Below are 22,351 nucleotides of genomic sequence, written 5' to 3'. Positions count from 1 at the left end.
CCGGCAAACGCCCGGTCCCCGTTGGGGGCCGGGCGTTTTTTTATGCCTGTTCAATGATTTGAGTCAGCTATGCTGCGTCATGTGGCAAGGCTTTCGCTTGTTTTAGTTCAGGCGGTTTTCTAACATGAAGATCATCTTATCCGTAGGTCGCGACAGTGTCTGGCGCGGTCAGGCAGCGGGTGATTGGATAGGGAGCATGACAAGATGGCGGACAAGGGCGTGAACAAGGGGCGGCGTCGCTTTCTCGTCGCTGCTACGACCGTCGTCGGCGCGGTGGGTGCGGTGGGTGTCGCTGTCCCTTTTGTTGCCTCCTGGCAACCCAGTGCCAAGGCGCGGGCAGCAGGAGCTCCGGTGGAGGCGGATGTATCCAAGCTCGAGTCCGGCCAGCAGATGACCGTCGAGTGGCGTGGCAAGCCCGTGTGGGTGGTGCGGCGCGACGATGCCATGATCGAACAGATCCGGCGCATCGACCCTTCCCGCCTGCGAGACCCCGAGTCCTCGGCACCGCAGCAGCCGAGTTACGTGGACCCTGAACTGCGCTCCATCAAGCCTGAGGTTTTGGTGCTGGTGGGCATCTGCACGCACCTTGGTTGTTCGCCTACCTTCAGGCCTGAGCCTGGTGTTGCTGATCTAGGCGGTGATTGGCCGGGGGGCTATTTCTGCCCCTGCCATGGCTCGCGCTTCGATCTGGCGGGCCGGGTTTTCACTGGGGTGCCGGCGCCTTTGAACCTGGAAGTGCCACCGCATCGCTATGACAATGACAACATTATCGTTGTCGGCGAAGACAAGGGGGCGGCCTGATGGGTAATCCGAATCGCGTCAAGGCAGAAGGTGGCATCATGCGCTGGATCGATGATCGCTTTCCTGCCACCCAGATGTGGGAAGAGCATCTGGCCAAGTACTATGCCCCCAAGAACTTCAATTTTTGGTACTTCTTCGGCTCACTGGCTCTGTTGGTGCTGGTTAATCAGATACTGACCGGGGTGTGGCTGACCATGAGCTACAACCCTTCTGCGGAAGGGGCCTTTGCCTCTGTCGAGTACATCATGCGAGATGTCGAGTTCGGCTGGCTGATTCGCTATATGCACTCCACCGGGGCTACGGCATTCTTCGTGGTCATCTATCTGCACATGTTCCGCGCGCTGCTTTATGGCTCCTACAAGGCGCCTCGCGAGCTGGTGTGGATCTTTGGCATGACCATCTATCTAGCCTTGATGGCCGAAGCCTTCATGGGGTATCTGCTGCCTTGGGGGCAGATGTCCTACTGGGGAGCGCAGGTCATTATCTCGCTTTTCTCGGCCATCCCGGTGGTGGGAGCGGACCTGACGCAGTGGATTCGCGGTGATTTCCTGGTCTCCGGGATCACCCTGAATCGCTTCTTCGCCCTGCACGTGGTGGCTCTGCCGATCGTGATTCTCGGTCTGGTAGTCCTGCATATACTGGCGCTTCACGAAGTGGGATCCAACAATCCCGATGGCATCGACATCAAGGCCAAGAAGGACGAGAACGGCAAGCCGCTGGACGGCATTCCGTTCCACCCCTATTACACGGTCAAGGATCTGGTGGGGGTGGCGGTATTCCTGTTCGTGTTCTGCGTGGTGATCTTCTATTTCCCGGAAGGGGGTGGGTACTTCCTGGAAAAGCCCAACTTCGAACCCTCCGACCCGTTGAAGACACCAGACCACATCGCGCCAGTGTGGTACTTCACGCCTTTCTACGCGATGCTGCGCGCCATCACCTTCTCGCTGTTCGGCCTGGATTCCAAGTTCCTGGGTGTGATGGTCATGGGAAGTGCGATCGCGATCCTCTTCGTGCTGCCATGGCTGGACAAGAGCCCTGTGCTTTCCATGCGCTACAAGGGCTGGCTGTCGAAGGTCATGCTGGCGTTGTTTGCGATCAGTTTCGTGGTGCTCGGGGTGATTGGCGTGCTGCCGTCGACGCCAGGGAGAACCCTGGTGGCTCAGATTTGCACAGCGGTGTATTTCGCCTTCTTCCTGCTGATGCCGATCTACACGCGGCTGGAGACCACCAAGCCTGTACCGGAAAGGGTGACTGGCTAATGAAAAAGCACTTGTTCGCCTTGCTCGTGGCGCTGATGCCGATGACCGGGTTTGCTGCGGGTGGCAATGAAGTTCATCTCGACGAGATGACCCCGGACCTGTCCGATAAGGCATCGCTACAGAATGGCATGAAGCTATTTACCAACTACTGCATGGGCTGTCACTCTCTACAGTATCAGCGTTATTCCCGGGCCGCCGAGGACCTGGGCATCCCCCAGGATCTGGTCGAGCAGCAGTTGATATTTTCCGAGGACCTGGCGTTCAATGATCAGATGCGCAATGCCATGCAGAAGGGCGATGCCGTTTCCTGGTTCGGTGCCGCGCCGCCGGACCTGACCCTCGAGGCGCGCCTGCGCGGCACGGATTGGATCTATACCTATCTGCGCAGCTTCTACAAGGACCCGGAGCGCCCGTTGGGCGTGAATAATACGGTGTTCCCGCTGGTGGGCATGCCCAATGCGCTGGAGCCGCTGCAGGGTGTGAAGGAAATGGTCTGTGCTGAGACTGATCGGCCGGTTCCCGGGCATGAGCCCGACCCGCTGACAGGCAAGTATCAGTCCTGCGATGTGCTCAAGGTGACCCAGGCGGGTAAGCTCGAGCCGGAGGCATTCGATCGGGCGGTTTATGATCTGACTAATTTCCTGGCCTACGTCGGGGAGCCGTCCAAGCTCCAGGCTCAGGCTCTGGGGCCCAAGGTGTTGATGTTTATCTTCATCTTCGGTGTCATCGCTTATCTGCTCAAGCGTGAGTACTGGCGCGACATCCACTGACATGACCCAGTGGATGCATGGGGGCGCATGGCCGTTGGGCATGCGCCCTTGTCTATTTTCCATGGCCCGTATCGCGGGTCTCGACGCCTGGAAGCGCGGTCAACGTGTTATCATCCAGGCTCGAACTGTTGCGAGGAATGTTAAATGGGTGTTGTGGCCAAGCGGTCGTCGATGACCTTCTACTCCGGTAGCGATGATCACTTTAGTCATCGCGTGAGAATCGTGCTGGCAGAAAAAGGGGTTGCCGTCGACATCCTGGAAGTCAAGGAAGACAGTCATCCCGAAGAGCTGGCGGATCTCAATCCGTACAATAGCGTACCGACGCTACTGGATCGCGATCTGGTGCTCTATGAGTCCAAGGTGATGATGGAGTATCTGGATGAGCGGTTTCCGCATCCCCCGCTGCTGCCTGTCTATCCGGTAGCCCGGGCGCAGAGTCGCCTGTGGATGCACCGCATCGAGCGGGAGTGGTGCCCGCTGATCGAGCAGATCCAACAGGGCAGCAAGAAGGATGCCGAGAAGGCACGCAAGGAACTGCGTGAGAGCCTGGTCGGGATCTCGCCGATCTTCGAGGACATGCCGTTCTTCATGAGCGAAGAGTTCTCGCTGGTGGATTGCTGTCTGGCGCCGCTTCTGTGGCGATTGCCGGTACTAGGCATCGAGCTTCCTGAGAAACAGGTCAAGCCGCTGATGAACTATATGGAGCGCACTTTCGAGCGTGAGTCCTTCAAGGCCTCGCTGTCGGAAGCCGAGCGCGAGATGCGTACCTGATACCCGCGACCGGGCCATAACGCCCGGTCCACTGACAATGGAGGCCCGAGATGCTATCGAGTCGTCCCTATCTTGCCAGGGCTCTGTATCAATGGCTCCTGGACAACGATCAGACCCCTCATGTCGTCGTCGATGCCAAACAGCCTGGCGTCGAGGTGCCGGAACAGTTCGTGCAGAACGGCCAGATCGTGCTGAATATCGCGCCGCAGGCCGTTGAAGAGCTGTTCATGGAAAACGATGCGATCAGCTTCAGCGCTCGCTTTGGCGGCAAGTCAATGCGGGTGATGATACCGATCGATGCCTTGATCGCGCTCTATGCCCGTGAAAACGGTGTGGGCATGGTGTTTGGTCACGAGCCGGTCATGCCGGGCCATGAAGCGGAAGAGGCTGACGCCGAGGGTGGCGCCGAGAGTGGTGAAGCAGCATCCGAGGAGCGCCCGTCACTTTCGAGCGTCGAGGATACCGGAGACGAGGCCAGTAGCGACGATGAGAGTGATCCCAAGGCGCCGCCCAAGGGTCGGCCATCGCTGCGGGTCATCAAGTAGACTCAGTTGATGCTTTTCTTTCTGAGTTCAGGCTTGAGGGGGCGGGCATCTTCTCTATAGGGAATACTCTTTGAGTCAGCCTCTTTAGTAAGCCTCTTTAGTCAGCCCCTTGAGTCAAAAAGCCCTTGAACGCAAAACGGCAGGCCCTCGGGCCTGCCGTTTTGCGTTTGCGTCATTGGGCTCTGCAGAGCGCCGTCAATCGAGGTATTCGAAGACCTTGACGATCCGTTGCACGCCTCCTGTAGCGGATACGGCGGAAACGATGCGCTCGCTTTCGGCGCGGGTCACCAGGCCCATCAGGTAGACGCTTGCGTTTTCCACCACGATGTTAATGCGGCTCGCGTCGATGTTCTCGTTGGTCGCCAGGCTGGTCTTGAGGCGAGTGGCTAACCAGCCGTCGGACAGGCGCTGGCTCATCGGCAGGTTGGCGGCAATCGCCAACTGGTTGTGTACCTGGCGCACGTTGCGCACCTGTTCGGCGACGCTGGCGGCCTTGTTCTTGAGCTCATCGCTCGGTACCTGGCCGGTCAGCAGTACCACGCCATTGAAGACGTTCACGTTGATGCGGGCATCGGCCAATCGAGCGTCGGTCTTGCCAAGGTTGACGCTGACCTTGGTCTGGATGCTCTCGTCCTCGACCTTGCTGCCCAGGGTGCGTTCGCCATAGTTCTCGCCAATCGGGCCATCGTTGGTCACATTGGCAATGGTGGTACAGCCGCCAAGGCCGAGGGTCAGGGCAAGAACGAGGGTGGGGATAATTGCGTTACGCATGGAAATCACTCGCTTGGGCCGAAGAGTTGTTCATCGATCAAATCACACAGGCAGTGGATGACCAAGAGATGCACTTCCTGGATGCGCGCGGTAGAGGTGGCGGGCACGCGGATTTCACAGTCCTCCTGACCCAACAGCGATGCCATGTCGCCACCGTCTCGGCCAGTCAAGGCGACTACGGTCATGTCCCGGTCATGGGCGGCCTGGATGGCCTGGACCACGTTGGCCGAGTTGCCACTGGTGGAGATGGCGAGCAGCACGTCGCCGGGCTGGCCGAGGGCGCGGATCTGCTTTGAATAGACCTCGTTGTAGCTGTAGTCGTTGGCGATGGAGGTCAGGGTCGAGGTGTCGGTGGTCAGTGCCAGTGCCGGCAGGCTAGGGCGTTCACGCTCAAAGCGGTTGAGCAGTTCGGAAGAGAAGTGCTGGCTGTCACCGGCGCTGCCGCCGTTGCCGCAGGCCAGGATCTTGCCTTCGCTCACCAGGCACTGAACCATCATCTGGCTGGCGACCTCGATGAAGGGTGGCAACACTTCACTGGCGTAGGTCTTGGTGTCGATGCTGGCGTTGAAGTGTCCGAGAATTCGTGATTGGAAATCCATCTTGGCTTCCTGGTCCTATAGCGATCAGAACGCATCGAAGGCGCCCTTTACCCAGAGAAATTCCAGGTCGGGGGCGGTGCCGGTGACGGCGACTACATCGAAGCGGCAGGGACATGATAGCCCGTTGCGGGCGAGATAAAAACGCGCCGCCTTGATTAGGCGGCGCTGCTTGCTGGCCGTCACCGTCTCCAGCGGGTGACCGTGACGGCTATTGCGACGGTGGCGAACCTCGACGAACACCAGGGTTTCTCCCTCGCGCATCACCAGGTCGAGCTCGCCACCCTTGGCATGCTGGTTGCGTGCCAGAGGAGTGAGGCCACGGGCGGCGAGCCAGTCGTTGGCCAGGGCCTCGATGGCAGCGCCGCGCGCCCTTGCGTCAGCGGAGCTCGCCATTGCTCAGGTCACCATCGCCTAGTCCGCTGTTGGTAAGCTCGCCATCACTGGTGTCGGCATTGCCTCGACCGTTTGTTTGCCCGGCCTGGGCTCCCTTGCCTGAACCGGAGCCGATCACTCGTTGGCCTTCGGCCTCCAGGGGCGGCTGTGGCAGGCCGTCGATGAACTCTGCCCAAGGCAACTGGCGCTGGATGCGGCCGTCACTGGCGGCGCGCAAGGTGCCGGTAGCGCCGAACAACTCGCTGCCGCTAATGGCCTGGAACTGGGGAAGACGCACGCCGAGTTCATAGGCGTCGACGCCCATGGCCATTAGCTTCAATAGCGCAGGGTCGTCGGCTTCGGCAGAAAGGGTGCGATAGCTCGCATAGAAGGGTAGCGCCTCGACGCCACCAACGGCCGCATCGGGAATCAGCCAGGGGATCTCGACGAAACGCACGCCGTTCAGGTCACTGTCGGAGCGCGGCTGAGGCCGCCCCTCGTAGGCCTGAGATGTCGCATAGACCGGCAGGTCCGGCTGTTTCTGATAGTCGAGCGTGGGGGGAACCTGGCGAGCATAGCTTGGCAGTCCGAGCAGGAACATCATATCGACCGGTCCGCTCAGGTCGAGCAGGCGCTTGACGCTGTTATTGACCAGGGCTTCCGGGTCGTAGTGCATCAGGTGACCGATGTCGCCGCCCTGGTCTTCCCAGCTCTCACGGAAGGCCGTGCCGACTCGGCGCCCCCAGTCATTGTTGGGCACCATCGCCGCGGCGCGACGGTGGCCGTCTCGAGCAGCGCGGATGGCCACCTGGCGTGCTTCATCTTCGACGGAAAGGCCGTATTGAAAGAGGTTTTCGGCGCCGTTGCGCTCGGCTGTGCCGTAGTTCAGGGCGAGTGTCGGCAGCGGCAGTCGCTGGCGTTTTTCCAGCTCTTCGACCTTGCTCTTGGCCAGGGGGCCGATCACGACCTGGGCGCCACGCATGGTGGCTTCGGCATACAGGGTGTTGAGATCCTGTTGGCTGGAGTCGATGAAATCTAGCTTGGGGGTGAAGGCGCCCTGTTGGCCAGCCTGTTCATGACGGGTTTCGATGCCGCGGCGGATGCGTTCGGCGACGGACGCCAGCGAGCCCGATTCGGGCAGCAGGATGGCAATGCGCTCGACCCGTGTGCCGCGCAGGTCGCGCAGGGCCAGCAGCTCGGCGGGCGGCTTGCGGGCAGCGGGGTGGGGGCGGTTGGCGTCGCGCCAGTTGGACAGCTGGCCGAGCAGTTGATCAATATCGCCACCGCTCTGGCGTTGCAGCTCCAGCAGCGACAGCCAGCCCTGGGTCAGCTCATCGGCGTTGCTGCGCAGGGTCATCAGCTCCTGTGCCGAGAGACGGTTTAGCTGCTTCCAGATAGCGTCGTTGGGGACATCGCTGCCGGTGGCTGCCTGGGCTTTCAGCATGGCCTGAGTCGAGGCCAGCGGTTCGCCGAGCAGGCCAAGCGCCAGGCCGCGGCGGTAGCGCAGGTTGTTGGCGGCATCCTGATCAAGTTGCGCGCCGGCTTCAAGCAGGTCGGTGGCCTGAATCACGCTCCAGCCGTCTTCGGCCTCCAGCCCCAGGCGCGACAGCAGCAGTGCCCATTCCTGGCGGCGCTCGGCGCTGAGAGCGGTGTCGTCGAGCTGGCTGGCGACTTCCTGGGCCTTAGCCGCCTCGCCGCGGCGTGCTAGGATGATGGCCGCTTCGAGTCGGCTGGCGGCAGCCTGAGCGGGAGCCTGCTGCTCGGCCTGGCCGAGCAGGGCCTGCGGCGAACGCTCGGTCGACATCATGCTGGGGCCGGCGCAGCCGCTGACCAGCAGTGCAAGCAACGCCGCAGCCAGCAAGCCGCGTGACGATTTGTTCATGAATCCCTTCCTTTGATAACCCGCTTTCGGAATCGTAATGACAGTTTCAGATATTGGAGCATTGTACGTGGTCGCCACGCCGATTGGGAATCTCGACGACCTGTCGCCGAGGGCCCGTCAGGTGCTGGCCGATGTCGCTGTGATTGCGGCCGAGGATACCCGCCATAGCGCGCGCCTGCTGCGCCACCTGGGGCTCGAGCGGCCGATGCTCTCGCTGCACGAGCACAATGAAAGCGGGCGAGTCGCTCAGCTCAAGGCGCGGCTGGCTGCCGGTGAGGATGTGGCCTTGATCAGCGATGCCGGCACGCCGCTGATCTGTGATCCAGGCTTCCTGCTGGTCCGCGAGCTGCGGGCCAGTGGCTATCGGGTGGTGCCGATTCCTGGCGCCTGCGCCTTCGTGACGGCGCTTTCTGCGGCGGGGCTGCCCACCGACCGCTTCCTCTTTCAAGGCTTTTTGCCCGCTAAGGGCAGCGGGCGCCGAGGACGGTTGGCGGCGCTGGTGGAGCGAGAAGAAACCCTGATCTTCTACGAATCGCCTCATCGTATTCGTGGCACCCTCGAGGATATTGCCGGCAGTTTCGGCGCGCGGCGGGTGGTCCTGGCCCGAGAGCTGACCAAGACCTTCGAGACCTTCCTCGATGGTGATGCCGCTTCCTTGTTGACACGCATGGAGGCGGACCCGGACCAGGCGCGGGGAGAGTTCGTGGTGATGGTGGCCGGGGCCTCGCCGAAGGCGGAGGACGATGAGGCGCTGGTCGAGGCCGAGACGCTGCTCAAGGCGCTGCTGGCCGAAGGGGTGGGCGTCAAGCAGGCGGCGGCGATCACCACCCGTCTGCTTGGGGGCACCAAGAAGGCCTGGTACGCCCGCGCTCAGGCGCTCAAGGACGAGGCTGAATGACCTGGTATGGCGGAACTCATTGCTTGAGGGGGGATGGCTGCGCTGGTATTCTTCGCCGCTGGGAGTCAGCCAGACAGTCGCCGCCGAGGGCCTCTAGGGTCATCGGGGGAGGAAAGTCCGGGCTCCATAGGGCAGAGTGCCAGGTAACGCCTGGGCGGCGTGAGCCGACGGCTAGTGCAGCAGAGAGTAGACCGCCTACGTCTCCTTCGGGAGGCCGGTAAGGGTGAAAGGGTGCGGTAAGAGCGCACCGCGCGCCTGGCAACAGTGCGTGGCACGGTAAACCCCACTCGGAGCAAGACCAAATAGGAACCCATTGGCGTGGCCCGCGTTGGGTTCGGGTAGGTTGCTTGAGAAAGGTGGCGACGCCTTTCCTAGAGGAATGACTGTCCACGACAGAACCCGGCTTATCGGCCGACTCCCTTCCATTCCCCATCACCGGCTGGCCATGCATGGTCGGCCGGTGTTTATGTTCGTATCGAGACCTGCATGACCTCACCTGAGAACGCCGCGGCCCCGTCTTCCTTTCTGCATGAAAGCGTGCTGCTCGACGGGGCGGTCGATGCCCTGCTCGTCGACCCCACCGGTGCCTATCTCGATGGCACCTTTGGACGCGGCGGGCATTCCCGGCTGATCCTCTCGCGACTGGCGCCGGAAGGGCGCCTGTTGGCCATTGATCGTGATCCTCAGGCCTTGGACGAGGCGGCCAGCATCGATGATGCCCGCTTTGGCATCGAGCGCGGTGAATTCGCAAGGCTTGGTGAGATCGCCAGCGCACACGATCTGCACGGTCGGTTATCCGGCATTCTGCTCGATGTGGGCGTATCGTCTCCCCAGCTCGACGATCCCGAGCGTGGTTTCAGTTTCATGCGCGATGGTCCGCTGGACATGCGCATGGACCCTGACCACGGTGAGAGCGCCGCCGACTGGCTGGCGCGGGCCAAGGTCGAGGACATTGCCTGGGTGTTCAAGACCCATGGCGAAGAACGCTTCGCCAAGCGTCTGGCCCGAGCCATCGTCGAGCGTCGCCAGGAGCGCCCCTTCACTCGCACCGGCGATCTGGCAGAAGTCATCAAGACGGCGCACCCCGCCTGGGAAAAGGGCAAGCATCCGGCGACGCGTGCCTTCCAGGCATTGCGCATCCATGTCAATGGCGAGCTCGACCAACTGGATGCCGCCCTCGACGCCGCTCTTGAGGCCCTGGCGCCGGGCGGCCATCTGGTGGTCATCAGCTTCCATTCTCTCGAGGATCGTCGCGTCAAGCGCTTCATTCGCGAGCATGTGCGCGGCGACACGCACTTGCCCCGTGGCATGCCGATCCGCGATGATCAGCTCAATCGCCGCCTTGAAGCCGTCGGCAAGGCTCGGCGGGCCAGCGCCAGCGAGGTCGAGGCGAATCCTCGTGCCCGCAGCGCCGTGATGCGAGTGGCACGCAAGCTGAAATAGTCAGCCTTAATAGTGAGCCCCCGCGATTTGCTGGCAGCCAAGAGACCGCAGCTAAGACGCAGCAGCTAAAAGGAGCGACATGAGCCAGGGACGAGTCTGGATGCCAGGCCTGGAGGCGAGCCAACTTCCGAAGCTGCGTCTCCTGTTGGTGGTGGTGCTGGTCGTGGCGGCCTTGGTGAGTGCCGTGGCCGTCACCACCAGCAGCCATTTGACCCGGGTGCAATACGCCCGCCTCCAGCAGCTCGAACGCGAGCAGAACCAGCTACAGACCGAGTGGGGGCAGTTGCTCCTCGAAGAGAGCGCCTGGTCGAGCCCGGCGCGTATCGAGCGGCTCGCCAGTGAGCGCTTGGAGATGCGCCTGCCCGATATCGAGCGGGTCGAGGTGATCGGCCCATGAGCACCACCCAGCGCCGCGCCGCCACACCGCGCCGCCCGCCTCCCAGTGCTCCCTTGGGCGCTTTTCGTTACCGGCTGATGCTGGGGCTGATCCTGCTGGCCCTGTGCACGCTCGGCGCGCGTATCGCCTATCTGCACGTCATCGACCGCTCTTTCCTGCAGGGGCAGGGCGATGCCCGCACCCTGCGCGTCGAACCGATCAGCGCTCACCGTGGCATGATCACCGACCGCAACGGCGAGCCGTTGGCGATCTCCACGCCGGTGGTCAGCCTCTGGGCCAACCCTCAGGAATTGCCGCCCGACGATATCCAGCGCCTGGTGCTGGCCAGGGCCCTGGATGTCGACCTGGATGACCTGAATGCACGTATTGCCCGCTATTCCGAGCGTGAGTTCATGTATCTGCGCCGGCAGATGACGCCCGCCGATGCCCAGGAGATTCTCGATCTCAACCTGCCGGGCATCTACCGCCAGCTCGAATATCGTCGCTACTACCCCTCGGGCGAGGCCTCGGCCCAGCTGCTGGGCGTGACCAACGTCGATGATCATGGGCAGGAGGGGCTGGAGCTTGCCTACAATGGCTATCTATCTGGCACGCCGGGCAAGCGCCGGGTGCTCAAGGATCGCCGGGGACGCCTGGTACGCGACCTGCACCTGCTCAAGGAGGCGGATCCCGGCGGTGAGCTGGTCCTGGCGATAGATCAGCGACTCCAGTATATGGCCTACCGGGAGCTCAAGGCGGCCGTTCAGGAACGTAACGCCGACGGTGGCACGCTGGTGATGATGGATGCTCGCACCGGCGAAGTGCTGGCGATGGCCAACCAGCCGTCCTACAACCCCAACAACCGTGCCGGTCTCGATCCCCGCAGTCTGCGTAACCAGGCTATCGTCGATGTCTTCGAGCCAGGTTCGGTGATGAAGCCGCTGGCGATGTCGGCAGCCCTCGAGACCGATCGCTATTCGCCCGATACCGTGGTCGATACCTCGCCCGGTTGGATGCGCCTGGACAACCGTTTCACCATCCGCGATTTTCGCAACTACGGCAAGCTGACCCTAGGCGGGATCCTCAGGAAGTCCTCGAACATCGGCATGAGCCGCATTGCGCTCGATTTGCCCGATACGGCTGTGGTCGATACCTATCGCCGCCTGGGGCTCGGGCAGTCGCCTGGCACCGGCTTCCCTGGAGAGGCCGACGGCAGCCTGCCGGCTCCCGTGCGCCTGGCCGATAGCCAGCGTGCCAGCCTGGCCTACGGCTACGGCCTGTCAGTGTCGGCTCTGCAGCTGGCCAGCGCCTATACAGCGATTGCCAACCATGGACGCCGCTTGCCCGCTTCGCTGCTCAAGCGCGACGGGCCACCCGAAGGGTCTGTGGTCATCGAGCCACGGGTTGCCGATGAGCTACTGGGCATGATGGAGCAGGTGGTGCAGCCGGATACCGGCGCGCACCGTGGCGTGGTGCCGGGCTACCGGGTGGCCGGCAAGACCGGTACCGTGCACAAGGCGTCCGGGGGTGGTTATGAAGAGGACGCCTATCGCGGTCTCTTCGTCGGCATTGCCCCGGCCTCGAATCCGCGGCTCGTCACGGTCGTGATGATCGACCATCCCCGCGGGGGAGACTACTATGGCGGCTTGGTCGCGGCGCCGGTGTTTTCGACCGTCGTCGGCAACGCCCTGCGCCTGCTCGACGTGCCGCCCGACCAAGACACTCTCTCGTCCGCCGACGCCCCTTGATTCCAGGAGACACGCATGCAGGTCGACAACTCGCGACTCCTCGCCAGCCTTGAGGCCTTCTGGCCCGGCATCACCGTCTCGCTTCCCGCTCAGCCCGAGGGGCCGCGCCGGTTGGTTCAGGACAGCCGGGCTGTAACGCCGGGCGATGTCTTCATCGCGCTGCCTGGCGTGCATGTCGATGGCCGTGACTATCTGGCCCCGGCGCTTGCGGCCGGTGCCGCGCTGGTGCTTTGTCATTTCGATGCCGAGACGCCTCCCCTTGAGGAAGCCGATGATCCGCAGGTGCTGATGCTGACCGGCCTCAGTCACTGTGTGGGCGAGCTGGGCCGGGCACTGTTCCAGGTGCCTGAGCACCAGCAGCTAATCGGTGTCACCGGTACCAACGGCAAGAGTTCGGTGACGCACTACATTGCCGCCCTGAGCGAGGCGGTCGGCCGTCCCTGCGGGCTGATCGGCACGTTGGGCAGCGGTCGCCCGGGGGCGCTGGTGGATAGCGGCCTGACGACGCCGGGGCCGCTGACGCTGCAGGAGAGTCTCGGTGAGATGGCCGCCCAGGGTCTTGATCGCGTGGCCATGGAAGTGTCGTCTCACGCCCTCGATCAGCAGCGCCTCGAGGGCTGCCGGGTGCAGGCCGCGGTGTTTACCAACCTGACCCGCGATCACCTGGATTATCACAGCGGTATGGCCGACTACGCCGCCGCCAAGGCAAAACTCTTCAAGCGCTCGGAACTCGAATTGGCCGTGGTCAACGGCGATGATTCGCTAGCAAGGCTGATGCTGGCCGGTCTGCCCAAGGGCGTGCGGGTATTGGCCACCGGCGAGCAAGAGGCCACCACCTTCAGGGTGCTCGATTGGGAGCCGCGTCCCGACGGTCAGCGAGCCCTGATCGCAAGCCCCGACGGGGAGTTCGCGCTGGCGCTGTCACTGATGGGACGTTTCAACCTGGATAACGTACTGCTGGCGATGGCCACCCTCTATGGCCTCGGCGAATCCCTTGAAGATATCAGCGTGGCCGCAGGCAAGCTGACCCCGGTGCCGGGGCGCATGCAGCTGATCACCCGTCCCGGCCAGCCGTCGGTGGTGATCGATTACGCCCATACGCCGGATGCGCTGGACAATGCCCTGGCCGCGCTGCGGGCGCACCTGGGCAAGTCCGGCCAACTGTGGTGCCTGTTTGGCTGCGGCGGTGATCGCGACCGTGGCAAACGCCCGCTGATGGCCCGCGCGGCCGCTGCTCACGCCGACCGGCTGGTGATCACCGACGACAACCCGCGGGGCGAGGAGGCGGCGGAGATCCGGGCTCAGGTCCTCGAGGGGCTCGAACCGGCTCAGCGCAACGCGGCCTGGTGCCTCGAGGGGCGTCGCGCGGCGATTCGCGCCTGTCTCGAGTCCGCTGGTCCGGACGACGTGATACTGGTCGCGGGCAAGGGGCACGAGACCTATCAGGAGATCGGCGGTGTACGCCATGACTTTTCCGATGCCGAGGAGATCGCCAAGGCCCTGGATGACCTCGCACCCTTGCCCAGGGATGCTGGGTCGGAGTCGCGTTCATGAGTGGCGCCGGCCTCGAAACACTGGGTGCGCTGGCCGAGCTGCTGGGCGCATCCTGTCCGGTCGAGCCTGACTCAAAGGTCGCCGGCATCACCACCGATACCCGGGCGCTGGCGCCGGGTCAGGTGCTGGTGGCGCTGGTCGGCGAGCGTTTCGACGCCCACGATTATCTCGCCAAGGCCCGGGAGGCCGGGGCGCTGGCCGCGGTGGTGTCACGACCGGTCGAAGACCCGCTGCCCCAGCTGGTGGTCGCCGATACCCGGCTGGCGCTGGGCGTGCTGGCCAAGGCCCGCCGCCAGGCCTGGGGCGGGCCACTGGTGGCCGTCACCGGCAACAGCGGCAAGACCACGGTCAAGGAGCTGCTGGCGACACTGCTCGCGGCAGGCGGCAAGGGGCTCGCGACTCGCGGTAACCTCAATAACGACATCGGCGCACCGCTGACTTTGCTGGGCCTCGCCCCCGAGCATCGCCATGCGGTGCTCGAGCTGGGCGCCAATCATCTCGGTGAGATCGCCTGGACGACGCTCCTGGCAGCACCTCAGGTGGCGGTGATTACCAACGTTACCGGCGCCCATGTGGGTGAGTTCGGTGGCATGGGATACATCGCCCAGGCCAAGGCCGAAATCCTCTCTGGCCTCGGTGCCGACGGGGTGGCCGTGCTCAACCACGATGATGTGTTTTACCCGCTATGGCGCCGCCTGGCCGAGCCGCGCGAGGTGTTGGACTTCGGCTTCGAGGAGGGCGCTCGGGTGCGGGCGGCCGATCTGGTCTGCGATGACCAGGGGCGCTATGCGTTCACACTCCTCGTCGACGGACGTTCGCTGGGTCGCGTGCAGCTGGGTCTGCTTGGCCGTCATAATGTGGCCAATGCCCTGGCGGCCGCAGCGGCCGCCCTGGCCATGGGGCTCGATGAGGCCTCGCTGATGGCGGGCCTGTCGGCGGCAATGCCGATGCCCGGTCGCCTGATGGTGGTGCCGGGAATCCGCGATTCACGTTTGCTCGACGATACGTATAATGCCAACCCCGGTGCGGTGAAGGCGGCGATAGACCTGCTGGCCGAGCTACCGGGCCCCCGCTGGTGTCTGCTGGGGGCCATGGGTGAACTGGGAACGGCGTCCGAGCGGCTGCATGCCGATATTGGGCGCCATGCGCGGGAACGAGGGATCGACTTCCTCGGCACTCTGGGCGCGCCGGCCGAGTCGGCGAGTCTTGCCTTCGGAGAAGGCGGGTGTCATTTCAACGATTGGCAGGCGCTTGCACGCCATGCCCACAACCATCTTCCGCCCGGGGCCAGCGTATTGGTCAAGGGCTCGCGCAGCGCCGGCATGGAACGTCTGATTGCCGAGCTGCGCCTGGATGCATCAAGGTGAACGCGACCCATGCTGCTTTTTCTTGCCGAGCTACTGGCGCACTACAATAACGCCTTCAACGTCTTCAGCTACCTGACCCTGCGCATGATCCTGGGGACCTTGACGGCCCTGCTGCTGTGCCTGTGGCTGGGGCCGATGATGATCCGCCGTCTGGTCGAGCGCCAGATCGGTCAGGCGGTGCGCGATGATGGCCCTCAGTCACACCTTTCCAAGGCCGGCACGCCCACCATGGGCGGAGCGATGATCCTGATGGCGATGGCCGTCAGCACCCTGCTGTGGGGCGATTTGACCAACCACTATGTCTGGATCGTGCTCGGCGTCACCCTGGGCTTCGGCGCCATCGGCTGGGTCGATGATTTCCGCAAGGTGGTCGAGAAGAATCCGCGTGGTCTGCCGGCCCGCTGGAAGTACTTCTGGCAGTCGGTGATCGGGCTCGCCGCCGCGCTGTTGCTCTACCTGACGGCGGCGAGCCCGGTCGAGACCAGCCTGATCGTACCGCTGTTCAAGGATGTGGTGGTGCCGCTGGGGCTGTTCTTCGTGGTGCTGACCTATCTGGTGATTGTCGGCAGCTCCAACGCCGTCAACCTCACCGATGGCCTGGACGGCCTGGCCATCATGCCCACCGTGCTGGTGGCCATGGGCCTCTCCGTGTTTGCCTACGCCAGCGGTAACACCGTCTTCGCGAACTATTTGCATATCCCCTTGATTCCCGGCGCCGGCGAGCTTGCCGTCTTCTGCGGCACCATCGCTGGTGCCGGTCTCGGCTTTTTGTGGTTCAACACCTATCCGGCCCAGGTCTTCATGGGCGACGTGGGCGCCCTGGCGCTGGGCGCTGCCCTGGGTGTCGTGGCGGTGATCGTGCGTCAGGAAATCGTGCTGTTCGTCATGGGCGGGGTCTTTGTCATGGAGACGGTGTCGGTGATCCTGCAGGTCGGTTCCTACAAGCTGACCGGACGTCGCATCTTCCGCATGGCGCCCCTGCACCATCACTTCGAACTCAAGGGCTGGCCCGAGCCGCGGGTAATCGTGCGCTTCTGGATCATCACGGTAGTGCTGGTGCTGCTGGGACTCGCGACCCTGAAGGTGCGCTGATGGCTGTGGTCCCCAAGGGGATGACCCTGGTGGTGGGGCTCGGCGTGTCGGGCCGCGCCATTGCTCGACACCTGTCGCGCCTGGGTACTCCCTTCATGATCGCCGATACCCGTGACGCTCCGCCCGGCCTCGATGCCGTGCGGGCGGAGCATCCTGGCGTTGCCATCCACTGCGGGTCGCTCGACTCGCTCGACATGTCGGCGGCCACCGAAGTGGTGCTGAGCCCCGGCGTCGACCCGAAAACGCCGGGCCTGCCATCGCTTTCGGCTGTCGATAAAGAAGGGCGGCCGCGCCTGGTCGGTGAGATTGCACTCTTCGTGCGCGCGGCCCGTGCGCCGATCGCCGCCATTACCGGCGCCAACGCCAAGTCCACCGTGACCACCTTGCTCGGCGATATGGCCCTGGAGGCCGGCCGGCGCGTCGCGGTGGGCGGTAACCTGGGTACGCCGGCGCTGGATCTGTTGGCAGAGGTGCCCGATGCCGAGCTCTACGTGCTGGAGCTGTCGAGCTTCCAGCTCGAGACCACGCCTTGGCTCGGCGCCGAAACGGCGGCCTTTCTCAACCTCTGCGAAGACCACCTGGACCGCCATGGCGACCTGGCAGGGTATCGCGCCGCCAAACTTGGTATCTTCCGCGGAGCGGCGCATGGCGTCGTCAACGTCGATGACCCCATGACCTGGCCGGCTGCTCCGCTGCCGGCACTGGATCGCTTCACGACCGGGGCGCCGGCCGCTGATGACTGGGGCATTGCGGACCATGATGACGGTCAGGGCACAGCGCCCTGGCTGATGCATGGCGACATCCCTCTGATGCCGGCTGCCGCAGTGCGCCTGCCCGGGCGTCACAATCAGGCCAATGCCCTGGCCGCAATGGCCATGGGAAGGCGCCTGGGGCTGCCACTTGTGGCCATGCGGAGGGTGCTCGAGCGTTTCGCCGGGCTTGCCCACCGTGGCGAACTGGTGGCCAAGGCCAATGACATCCTCTGGATCAACGATTCCAAGGGCACCAATGTGGGCGCCACCCTGGCGGCCATCGAAGGCCTGGGGCCGACACTCGAGGGTCGCCTAGTGCTATTGGCCGGCGGCGTGGGCAAGGGGGCCGATTTTTCCCCCCTGGCCGCGCCGCTTTCCCGTCATGCCCGTGAAGTGGTGGTGTTCGGTGCCGATGCCGCGCGTTTGGCGACGGCTCTGAACGAGAGCGTCACCGTGACTCGGGTCGATGATCTGACCTCTGCCCTGAAGCGGGCGCATATGGTTGCCCGGCCCGGGGATGCGGTACTGCTCTCGCCGGCCTGTGCGAGTCTCGATCAGTTCCCCCATTACATGGCCCGCGGAGATGCCTTCCGCGACTGGGTGCTGACGACGCTGGGAGAGGGCGAATGAAAGGGCTTCGCGAGCGCTTGTCCACCGCACACCAGCCCTTCGATGGTTGGTTGTTGCTGTCGGCCCTGTCGCTGATGTTGGTGGGCTGGGTGATGGTCACCTCGGCTTCCAGTGAAGTCGCGTCGGGGCTTACCGGTAATCCCTTCTACTTCAGTATTCGCCATGGACTCTTCGTGGTCATGGCGATCGCGGTGGGCTATGCGGTGCTGTGGGTGCCGCTGGGCTGGTGGCGGGTCAACGGCCAATTACTGTTGGGCGTCGCCGTCTTTTTATTGCTGGTGGTGCTTATCGTCGGCCGTGAGGTCAACGGCAGTACCCGCTGGCTGTCGATCCCCGGTTTGCCTCTCAACTTGCAGCCCTCCGAGATCGCCAAGCTGTGCATGATCGCCTATATGGCCGGCTATCTCGAGCGCTTCTTGCCGATGGTACGCAAGACCTGGGGCGCCTTCCTGCGGCCCTTGCTGGTGACGGGCGTGGTCGCCTTGCTGCTGATTCTAGAGCCCGATTATGGCTCGGTGGTGGTGATAACCGGCTGCGTGATGGGCATGCTGCTGATGGCGGGGGCGCCGATGTGGCGTTTTCTGCTGCTGTTGGTGCTGTTGGCGGCGCTAGGGCTTCTGCTGGCAATCGCCGAACCCTACCGCATGGCGAGGCTGACCAGCTTCTCGGACCCCTGGGCGGACCAGTTCGCCAGCGGCTATCAGCTGACCCAGGCGCTGATCGCCTATGGCCGCGGCCACTGGTTTGGCCTGGGGCTGGGCAACAGCGTACAAAAGCTCTTCTACCTGCCCGAGGCGCATACCGATTTCGTTTTCGCGGTGATTGCCGAAGAGCTGGGTCTGATTGGCGCCATCACGGTGGTTGGGCTTTTCGCACTGCTGGTCATTCGGGCACTGGCGGTGGGGCGGCGCGCGGAGCTTGCCAAATTGCCGTTCGCTGCCTACCTCAGCTACGGTATCGCCCTGATCATCGGCGCCCAGGCCTTCATCAATATTTCGGTGAGTACCGGCATGCTGCCGACCAAGGGCCTGACCCTGCCGCTTCTGAGCTACGGCGGCTCGAGCTTGGTGATCAGTGCCGTCATGGTGGCACTGTTGCTGAGGGTTGATATCGAGACGCGGCAGGTTGTGCGTCGGGCTCGCCCGACGGCGCCCCGGCCCTCATCGAGCAAGGCCCAGCCTAACCAGACACCGACTCGCAGGGAGAGCGTGCGTGACTGAATCAAGACTTGAGCGGGTGCTGATCATGGCCGGCGGCACCGGCGGGCATGTGATTCCGGCGCTGTCGCTGGCTCGCGGCCTCGAGGCCCGTGGCGTGCGCGTCGAATGGCTCGGTAGCCCGCGGGGCATCGAGAATCGCCTGGTACCCGAGGCCGGTATTGTGCTTCACCAGATTGATATTGCCGGGCTGCGCGGCAACGGGCCGGCGGGCTGGCTGTCGGCACCCTGGCGGCTGAGTCGAGCCATCTGGCAGGCCCGGGGGGTAATCGCCCGTTTCAAGCCGGACCTGGTGGTGGGCATGGGCGGTTTTGCCAGTGGTCCGGGCGGCCTGGCCGCCTGGCTGACCCGCTGTCCGCTGTTGATTCACGAACAGAATGCCGTGGCCGGCATGACCAACAAGGCGCTTTCGCGGCTAGCGCGACGGGTCTATGCCGCCTTTCCGGGGGCTTTCCCCGGTCGCGCCGAGGTGATCGGCAACCCGGTGCGCGCCGATATTGCCGCTCTGGGTGAAACTCCCCGCGACGTGGCCACGCTGCGCAGCCGCCCGCTGCGCCTGCTGGTGGTGGGGGGGTCGCTGGGCGCCAAGGCGCTCAACGATCAGCTACCGGCGGCGTTGGCCAAGCTCGCGGCGGAACAAAGACCCGAGGTGCGTCATCAGGCTGGGCGCGACAAGGACACGGCAACTCGCGAAAGCTATGCCGAGCAGGGCGTGACCGCCGAGGTCAGCGCCTTCATCGATGACATGGCAGAAGCCTATGACTGGGCCGATCTGGTGGTATGTCGCGCTGGCGCCCTGACCGTGGCCGAGCTGGCAGCGGCCGCCAAGCCCGCGCTGCTGGTGCCTTTCCCGCATGCGGTGGATGACCATCAGACCGCCAATGCCCGGGTGCTGCTGGATGTCGGCGCCGGTGAACTGATGCCTCAGGCCGAGATCACGCCGGCCGCGCTCGCCGCGCGGCTCGAGACGCTCTTGGTCCCCGATACCCTGGCCACCATGGCGAGCCGCGCCCGAGCCAACGCTCGGCTGGATGCCGTCGATCGCCTGGTGGCCGGTTGCATGGAGATAGACAGTGAACGATAGCAAGCAATCCCCGCTGGCCGGCGGTGACGTCCGTGGGCCTGGCATGCGCCGCATCCGGCGCATTCATTTCGTCGGCATCGGCGGCGCCGGCATGTGTGGCATCGCCGAGGTGCTGGCCAATCAGGGCTACCAAGTCAGCGGTAGCGATGTGAAGGAATCCCCGGTGGTCGCCCACTTGCGCCAGTGCGGCATCCGTGTGGCGCTGGGGCACGCCGCCGAGAACGTCGAGCAGGCCGATGTAGTGGTAGTGTCCACCGCCATCGACCCGTCGAACCCCGAGATTCGCTGGGCCCAGGAACACCGTGTGCCGGTGGTGCGTCGCGCCGAGATGCTCGCCGAGCTGATGCGCTTTCGCCACGGCATCGCGGTGGCCGGCACCCATGGCAAGACCACTACCACCAGTATCACCTCGACGCTGTTGGCCGAGGGCGGGCTGGATCCGACCTTCGTGATTGGTGGCAAGCTGACCAGCGCTGGTACCAATGCGCGCCTCGGCGAAGGTGATTATCTGGTCGCCGAGGCCGACGAATCGGATGCTTCCTTCCTGCACTTGCAGCCGATGGTGTCCATCGTCACCAACATCGATGCCGACCACATGAGCACCTATGGCGGCGACTTCGAACGCCTCAAGGGCACCTTCGTCGAGTTTCTGCACAATCTACCCTTCTACGGTTTGGCCGTGCTATGCATCGACGATGAACACGTGCGTGGGCTGTTGAGCCAGGTGCATCGCCAGTTCGTCACTTACGGCTTCAGCGAAGACGCCGACTACCGCATCACCGAGTTTGTCCAGGAGGCCGGTGAAGTGCGTTTCACCGCGCTGCGCCCGGACGGCCAGTCGCCGCTGGCGGTACGCCTGGCGATGCCGGGTGAACACAATGCCCTCAATGCCCTGGCGGCGATCGCTGTTGCCTGCGATGCCGGTGTCTCCGACGCCGCTATCCTCAGCGGCCTGGCCAGCTTTGCTGGCGTCGGGCGCCGCTTCCAGGTGCATGGTGAATTTCCGGCGCCGAGCGGTGAGGGCGAGGTCATGTTGGTCGATGATTACGGCCACCATCCCCGAGAAGTGGACATGGTGATTCGGGCGATCCGTGCCGGCTGGCCCAAGCGGCGACTGGTGATGGTCTATCAGCCGCACCGCTATTCGCGTACTCGTGATCTGTATGAGGACTTCGTGCGGGTGCTGTCTGGGGTCGATACGCTGGTATTGCTGGATGTCTATGCTGCCGGCGAGACGCCGATTCCCGGCGCCGAGGGCAAGACCCTCGCCGGCTCGATCCGTCAGCGTGGCCGGGTCGATCCGCTGTTTGTCGAACACAAGGCGGAACTTCCCGATCTGCTCAAGCGCATTCTGCGTCCCGACGACATCCTGATCACCCAGGGTGCCGGCGATGTCGGTGGAATCGCGCTGGGTCTCGCCGAACAACGCCTCGAGCTCGATAAGGTGGTGCTATGACCAATGATGCAATGATGACGAAGCCAGACGTGGGCGCCGAGCGCTTTGGTCGGGTGGTGGTCGTTTATGGAGGTGCATCCGCCGAACGTGAGGTGTCGCTGATCAGCGGCAGTGCGATCCTTGCCTCTCTCAAGCGCAGCGGCGTCGATGCGATTGGTTATGATCTGGCCGAGAGTGGCCTTCCTGGCCTGCAGGCGCTGGCGCCGGACCGGGTCTTCATCGCCCTGCACGGCGGTGTCGGCGAAGACGGCACCCTGCAGGGGGCGTTATCGCTGCTCGAGATCCCCTTTACCGGCAGCGGTGTACTGGCCTCGGCGCTGGGCATGGACAAGCAGCGCACCAAGGCCGTCTGGCACAATGCCGGGCTGCCCACGCCAGAGAGCCTGACCCTGAATGCCGCCTCCGACTGGCAGTCCGTCTGCGAGACGCTGGGTCTGCCGCTGATCGTCAAGCCGGTGCATGAGGGCTCGACGATTGGCATCGCCATCGTCGAGAGCCCCGAAGCCCTCGAGACAGCGTACCGTGACGCCTCGCGTTTCGATGCGGCCGTGATGGCGGAACGCTTCGTCCAAGGGCCTGAATATACGGTGTCGCTGCTCGGCGACAGCGTGCTGCCGGCGATTCGGGTCGAAGTCCCTAGCGGCTTCTATGACTACGAGGCGAAGTACCTGTCCAACGAGACCCTGTACCATCTGCCCTGCGGGCTCTCTAGCGAAGACGAAGCGGCGCTTGGCGACTTGAGCCGTCGCGCCTTCGAGGCTATCGGCGCCAAGGGGTGGGGGCGCGTCGATATGATGCGTGATGCCGACGGGCAGTTCTGGTTGCTCGAGGCCAATACCGTGCCGGGCATGACCGATCATAGCCTGGTGCCGCAGGCGGCGGCGCATGCCGGTATCGGCTTCGATGCACTGGTGCTGCGCATTCTCGAAAGCAGCCTCAACGCTGCGCGGGAGACCTGACCGGT

At 64.0% G+C, this 22,351-nt stretch carries 21 protein-coding genes and 1 other RNA gene; 18 read left to right on the top strand and 4 right to left on the bottom strand.

Features of this window, described 5'->3' with window-relative positions; all coding sequences use genetic code 11:
* Window positions 1-204: 204 nt before the first annotated feature.
* The 5 genes from petA to HUS66_RS03705 all read left to right on the top strand — a co-directional run bounded on the left by petA (window position 205) and on the right by HUS66_RS03705 (window position 4,146).
* Window positions 205-801 carry a ubiquinol-cytochrome c reductase iron-sulfur subunit gene (gene petA / locus HUS66_RS03725; protein WP_175069618.1) on the top strand — a complete coding sequence of 199 codons (597 nt, stop codon included), beginning with the start codon at window positions 205-207 and terminating at the stop codon, window positions 799-801.
* On the top strand, window positions 801-2,060 hold the full coding sequence (locus HUS66_RS03720) for a cytochrome b (protein WP_175069617.1): 1,260 nt from the start codon (window positions 801-803) through the stop codon (window positions 2,058-2,060). Before petA ends, HUS66_RS03720 begins: the two co-directional genes overlap by 1 nt.
* On the top strand, window positions 2,060-2,830 hold the full coding sequence (locus HUS66_RS03715) for a cytochrome c1 (RefSeq protein WP_175069616.1): 771 nt from the start codon (window positions 2,060-2,062) through the stop codon (window positions 2,828-2,830). Before HUS66_RS03720 ends, HUS66_RS03715 begins: the two co-directional genes overlap by 1 nt.
* 144 nt (window positions 2,831-2,974) lie before the next feature.
* The gene (sspA, locus tag HUS66_RS03710) at window positions 2,975-3,601 is read left to right on the top strand and encodes a stringent starvation protein SspA (protein ID WP_175069615.1); all 627 of its coding nucleotides are present in this window, start codon (window positions 2,975-2,977) and stop codon (window positions 3,599-3,601) included.
* 50 nt (window positions 3,602-3,651) lie between these two features.
* Window positions 3,652-4,146, top strand: coding sequence for a ClpXP protease specificity-enhancing factor (locus HUS66_RS03705; protein ID WP_175069614.1), 495 nt, complete (start codon window positions 3,652-3,654; stop codon window positions 4,144-4,146).
* A 195-nt stretch (window positions 4,147-4,341) separates the two neighbouring features.
* Here HUS66_RS03705 and HUS66_RS03700 read toward each other — a convergent pair whose 3' ends face one another.
* From HUS66_RS03700 to HUS66_RS03685, 4 genes are read right to left on the bottom strand one after another with little or no spacing between them, the layout of a single operon-like run.
* Complete coding sequence (locus HUS66_RS03700; protein ID WP_175069613.1) at window positions 4,342-4,917, bottom strand: BON domain-containing protein; 576 nt, start codon at window positions 4,915-4,917, stop codon at window positions 4,342-4,344.
* Window positions 4,918-4,922: 5 nt separating this feature from the next.
* The gene (locus HUS66_RS03695; protein ID WP_092524643.1) at window positions 4,923-5,516 is read right to left on the bottom strand and encodes a phosphoheptose isomerase; all 594 of its coding nucleotides are present in this window, start codon (window positions 5,514-5,516) and stop codon (window positions 4,923-4,925) included.
* Between the two features lie 24 nt (window positions 5,517-5,540).
* On the bottom strand, window positions 5,541-5,909 hold the full coding sequence (locus HUS66_RS03690) for a YraN family protein (RefSeq protein ID WP_175069612.1): 369 nt from the start codon (window positions 5,907-5,909) through the stop codon (window positions 5,541-5,543).
* A complete protein-coding gene (locus HUS66_RS03685; protein ID WP_175069611.1) occupies window positions 5,893-7,770 on the bottom strand; it encodes a penicillin-binding protein activator in 1,878 nt (625 codons plus the stop codon). Before HUS66_RS03685 ends, HUS66_RS03690 begins: the two co-directional genes overlap by 17 nt.
* A 37-nt stretch (window positions 7,771-7,807) precedes the next feature.
* On the opposite strand from HUS66_RS03685, the gene rsmI reads away from it, so the two are divergent.
* The 13 genes from rsmI to HUS66_RS03620 all read left to right on the top strand — a co-directional run bounded on the left by rsmI (window position 7,808) and on the right by HUS66_RS03620 (window position 22,346).
* Entirely contained in the window at window positions 7,808-8,668 is an 861-nt protein-coding gene (rsmI, locus tag HUS66_RS03680; protein WP_175069610.1) for a 16S rRNA (cytidine(1402)-2'-O)-methyltransferase, read from the top strand.
* Window positions 8,669-8,729: 61 nt separating this feature from the next.
* Window positions 8,730-9,091: RNase P RNA component class A (gene rnpB, locus HUS66_RS03675), an RNA gene on the top strand.
* A 63-nt stretch (window positions 9,092-9,154) separates the two neighbouring features.
* Entirely contained in the window at window positions 9,155-10,111 is a 957-nt protein-coding gene (rsmH, locus tag HUS66_RS03670) for a 16S rRNA (cytosine(1402)-N(4))-methyltransferase RsmH (RefSeq protein ID WP_175069609.1), read from the top strand.
* Window positions 10,112-10,190: 79 nt separating this feature from the next.
* Entirely contained in the window at window positions 10,191-10,508 is a 318-nt protein-coding gene (gene ftsL, locus HUS66_RS03665) for a cell division protein FtsL (protein WP_175069608.1), read from the top strand.
* Window positions 10,505-12,235 carry a peptidoglycan D,D-transpeptidase FtsI family protein gene (locus HUS66_RS03660; protein ID WP_175069607.1) on the top strand — a complete coding sequence of 577 codons (1,731 nt, stop codon included), beginning with the start codon at window positions 10,505-10,507 and terminating at the stop codon, window positions 12,233-12,235. The genes ftsL and HUS66_RS03660 overlap by 4 nt, the downstream gene beginning before the upstream one ends.
* A 15-nt stretch (window positions 12,236-12,250) precedes the next feature.
* The gene (locus tag HUS66_RS03655) at window positions 12,251-13,789 is read left to right on the top strand and encodes a UDP-N-acetylmuramoyl-L-alanyl-D-glutamate--2,6-diaminopimelate ligase (RefSeq protein WP_175069606.1); all 1,539 of its coding nucleotides are present in this window, start codon (window positions 12,251-12,253) and stop codon (window positions 13,787-13,789) included.
* Window positions 13,786-15,156 (top strand): UDP-N-acetylmuramoyl-tripeptide--D-alanyl-D-alanine ligase, encoded by a 1,371-nt coding sequence (locus tag HUS66_RS03650; protein ID WP_175069605.1) that lies wholly within the window; start codon window positions 13,786-13,788, stop codon window positions 15,154-15,156. Before HUS66_RS03655 ends, HUS66_RS03650 begins: the two co-directional genes overlap by 4 nt.
* A gap of 9 nt (window positions 15,157-15,165) precedes the next feature.
* Window positions 15,166-16,248 carry a phospho-N-acetylmuramoyl-pentapeptide-transferase gene (mraY, locus tag HUS66_RS03645; protein WP_175069604.1) on the top strand — a complete coding sequence of 361 codons (1,083 nt, stop codon included), beginning with the start codon at window positions 15,166-15,168 and terminating at the stop codon, window positions 16,246-16,248.
* Entirely contained in the window at window positions 16,248-17,630 is a 1,383-nt protein-coding gene (gene murD, locus HUS66_RS03640; protein WP_175069603.1) for a UDP-N-acetylmuramoyl-L-alanine--D-glutamate ligase, read from the top strand. The genes mraY and murD overlap by 1 nt, the downstream gene beginning before the upstream one ends.
* Entirely contained in the window at window positions 17,627-18,850 is a 1,224-nt protein-coding gene (gene ftsW, locus HUS66_RS03635) for a putative lipid II flippase FtsW (protein WP_175069602.1), read from the top strand. Before murD ends, ftsW begins: the two co-directional genes overlap by 4 nt.
* Window positions 18,851-18,875: 25 nt before the next feature.
* Window positions 18,876-19,931, top strand: coding sequence for an undecaprenyldiphospho-muramoylpentapeptide beta-N-acetylglucosaminyltransferase (gene murG / locus HUS66_RS03630; RefSeq protein WP_175069810.1), 1,056 nt, complete (start codon window positions 18,876-18,878; stop codon window positions 19,929-19,931).
* 43 nt (window positions 19,932-19,974) lie between these two features.
* On the top strand, window positions 19,975-21,387 hold the full coding sequence (gene murC / locus HUS66_RS03625) for a UDP-N-acetylmuramate--L-alanine ligase (RefSeq protein WP_175069809.1): 1,413 nt from the start codon (window positions 19,975-19,977) through the stop codon (window positions 21,385-21,387).
* On the top strand, window positions 21,384-22,346 hold the full coding sequence (locus HUS66_RS03620) for a D-alanine--D-alanine ligase (protein WP_254628674.1): 963 nt from the start codon (window positions 21,384-21,386) through the stop codon (window positions 22,344-22,346). Before murC ends, HUS66_RS03620 begins: the two co-directional genes overlap by 4 nt.
* Window positions 22,347-22,351: the final 5 nt, after the last annotated feature.

It is taken from the genome of Onishia taeanensis, from assembly GCF_013349955.1.
Classification (GTDB): Bacteria; Pseudomonadota; Gammaproteobacteria; order Pseudomonadales; family Halomonadaceae; genus Onishia; species Onishia taeanensis_B.
Note: the sequence above shows the minus strand (reverse complement) of the source record. Positions and strands in the feature narration are given on the sequence as shown.

Excerpts from the sequence above, each read along its gene's own strand:
- rsmI (WP_175069610.1), top strand. The coding sequence starts at position 7,808 with ATGACAGTTTCAGATATTGGAGCATTGTACGTGGTCGCCACGCCGATT.
- ftsL (WP_175069608.1), top strand. The coding sequence starts at position 10,191 with ATGAGCCAGGGACGAGTCTGGATGCCAGGCCTGGAGGCGAGCCAACTT.
- murD (WP_175069603.1), top strand. The coding sequence starts at position 16,248 with ATGGCTGTGGTCCCCAAGGGGATGACCCTGGTGGTGGGGCTCGGCGTG.
- HUS66_RS03660 (WP_175069607.1), top strand. The coding sequence starts at position 10,505 with ATGAGCACCACCCAGCGCCGCGCCGCCACACCGCGCCGCCCGCCTCCC.
- HUS66_RS03720 (WP_175069617.1), top strand. The coding sequence starts at position 801 with ATGGGTAATCCGAATCGCGTCAAGGCAGAAGGTGGCATCATGCGCTGG.
- HUS66_RS03655 (WP_175069606.1), top strand. The coding sequence starts at position 12,251 with ATGCAGGTCGACAACTCGCGACTCCTCGCCAGCCTTGAGGCCTTCTGG.
- mraY (WP_175069604.1), top strand. The coding sequence starts at position 15,166 with ATGCTGCTTTTTCTTGCCGAGCTACTGGCGCACTACAATAACGCCTTC.
- murC (WP_175069809.1), top strand. The coding sequence starts at position 19,975 with ATGCGCCGCATCCGGCGCATTCATTTCGTCGGCATCGGCGGCGCCGGC.
- HUS66_RS03650 (WP_175069605.1), top strand. The coding sequence starts at position 13,786 with ATGAGTGGCGCCGGCCTCGAAACACTGGGTGCGCTGGCCGAGCTGCTG.
- murG (WP_175069810.1), top strand. The coding sequence starts at position 18,876 with ATGGCCGGCGGCACCGGCGGGCATGTGATTCCGGCGCTGTCGCTGGCT.
- HUS66_RS03695 (WP_092524643.1), bottom strand. The coding sequence starts at position 5,516 with ATGGATTTCCAATCACGAATTCTCGGACACTTCAACGCCAGCATCGAC.
- HUS66_RS03705 (WP_175069614.1), top strand. The coding sequence starts at position 3,652 with ATGCTATCGAGTCGTCCCTATCTTGCCAGGGCTCTGTATCAATGGCTC.
- HUS66_RS03700 (WP_175069613.1), bottom strand. The coding sequence starts at position 4,917 with ATGCGTAACGCAATTATCCCCACCCTCGTTCTTGCCCTGACCCTCGGC.
- HUS66_RS03685 (WP_175069611.1), bottom strand. The coding sequence starts at position 7,770 with ATGAACAAATCGTCACGCGGCTTGCTGGCTGCGGCGTTGCTTGCACTG.
- petA (WP_175069618.1), top strand. The coding sequence starts at position 205 with ATGGCGGACAAGGGCGTGAACAAGGGGCGGCGTCGCTTTCTCGTCGCT.
- HUS66_RS03620 (WP_254628674.1), top strand. The coding sequence starts at position 21,384 with ATGACCAATGATGCAATGATGACGAAGCCAGACGTGGGCGCCGAGCGC.
- HUS66_RS03690 (WP_175069612.1), bottom strand. The coding sequence starts at position 5,909 with ATGGCGAGCTCCGCTGACGCAAGGGCGCGCGGCGCTGCCATCGAGGCC.
- rsmH (WP_175069609.1), top strand. The coding sequence starts at position 9,155 with ATGACCTCACCTGAGAACGCCGCGGCCCCGTCTTCCTTTCTGCATGAA.
- sspA (WP_175069615.1), top strand. The coding sequence starts at position 2,975 with ATGGGTGTTGTGGCCAAGCGGTCGTCGATGACCTTCTACTCCGGTAGC.
- HUS66_RS03715 (WP_175069616.1), top strand. The coding sequence starts at position 2,060 with ATGAAAAAGCACTTGTTCGCCTTGCTCGTGGCGCTGATGCCGATGACC.
- ftsW (WP_175069602.1), top strand. The coding sequence starts at position 17,627 with ATGAAAGGGCTTCGCGAGCGCTTGTCCACCGCACACCAGCCCTTCGAT.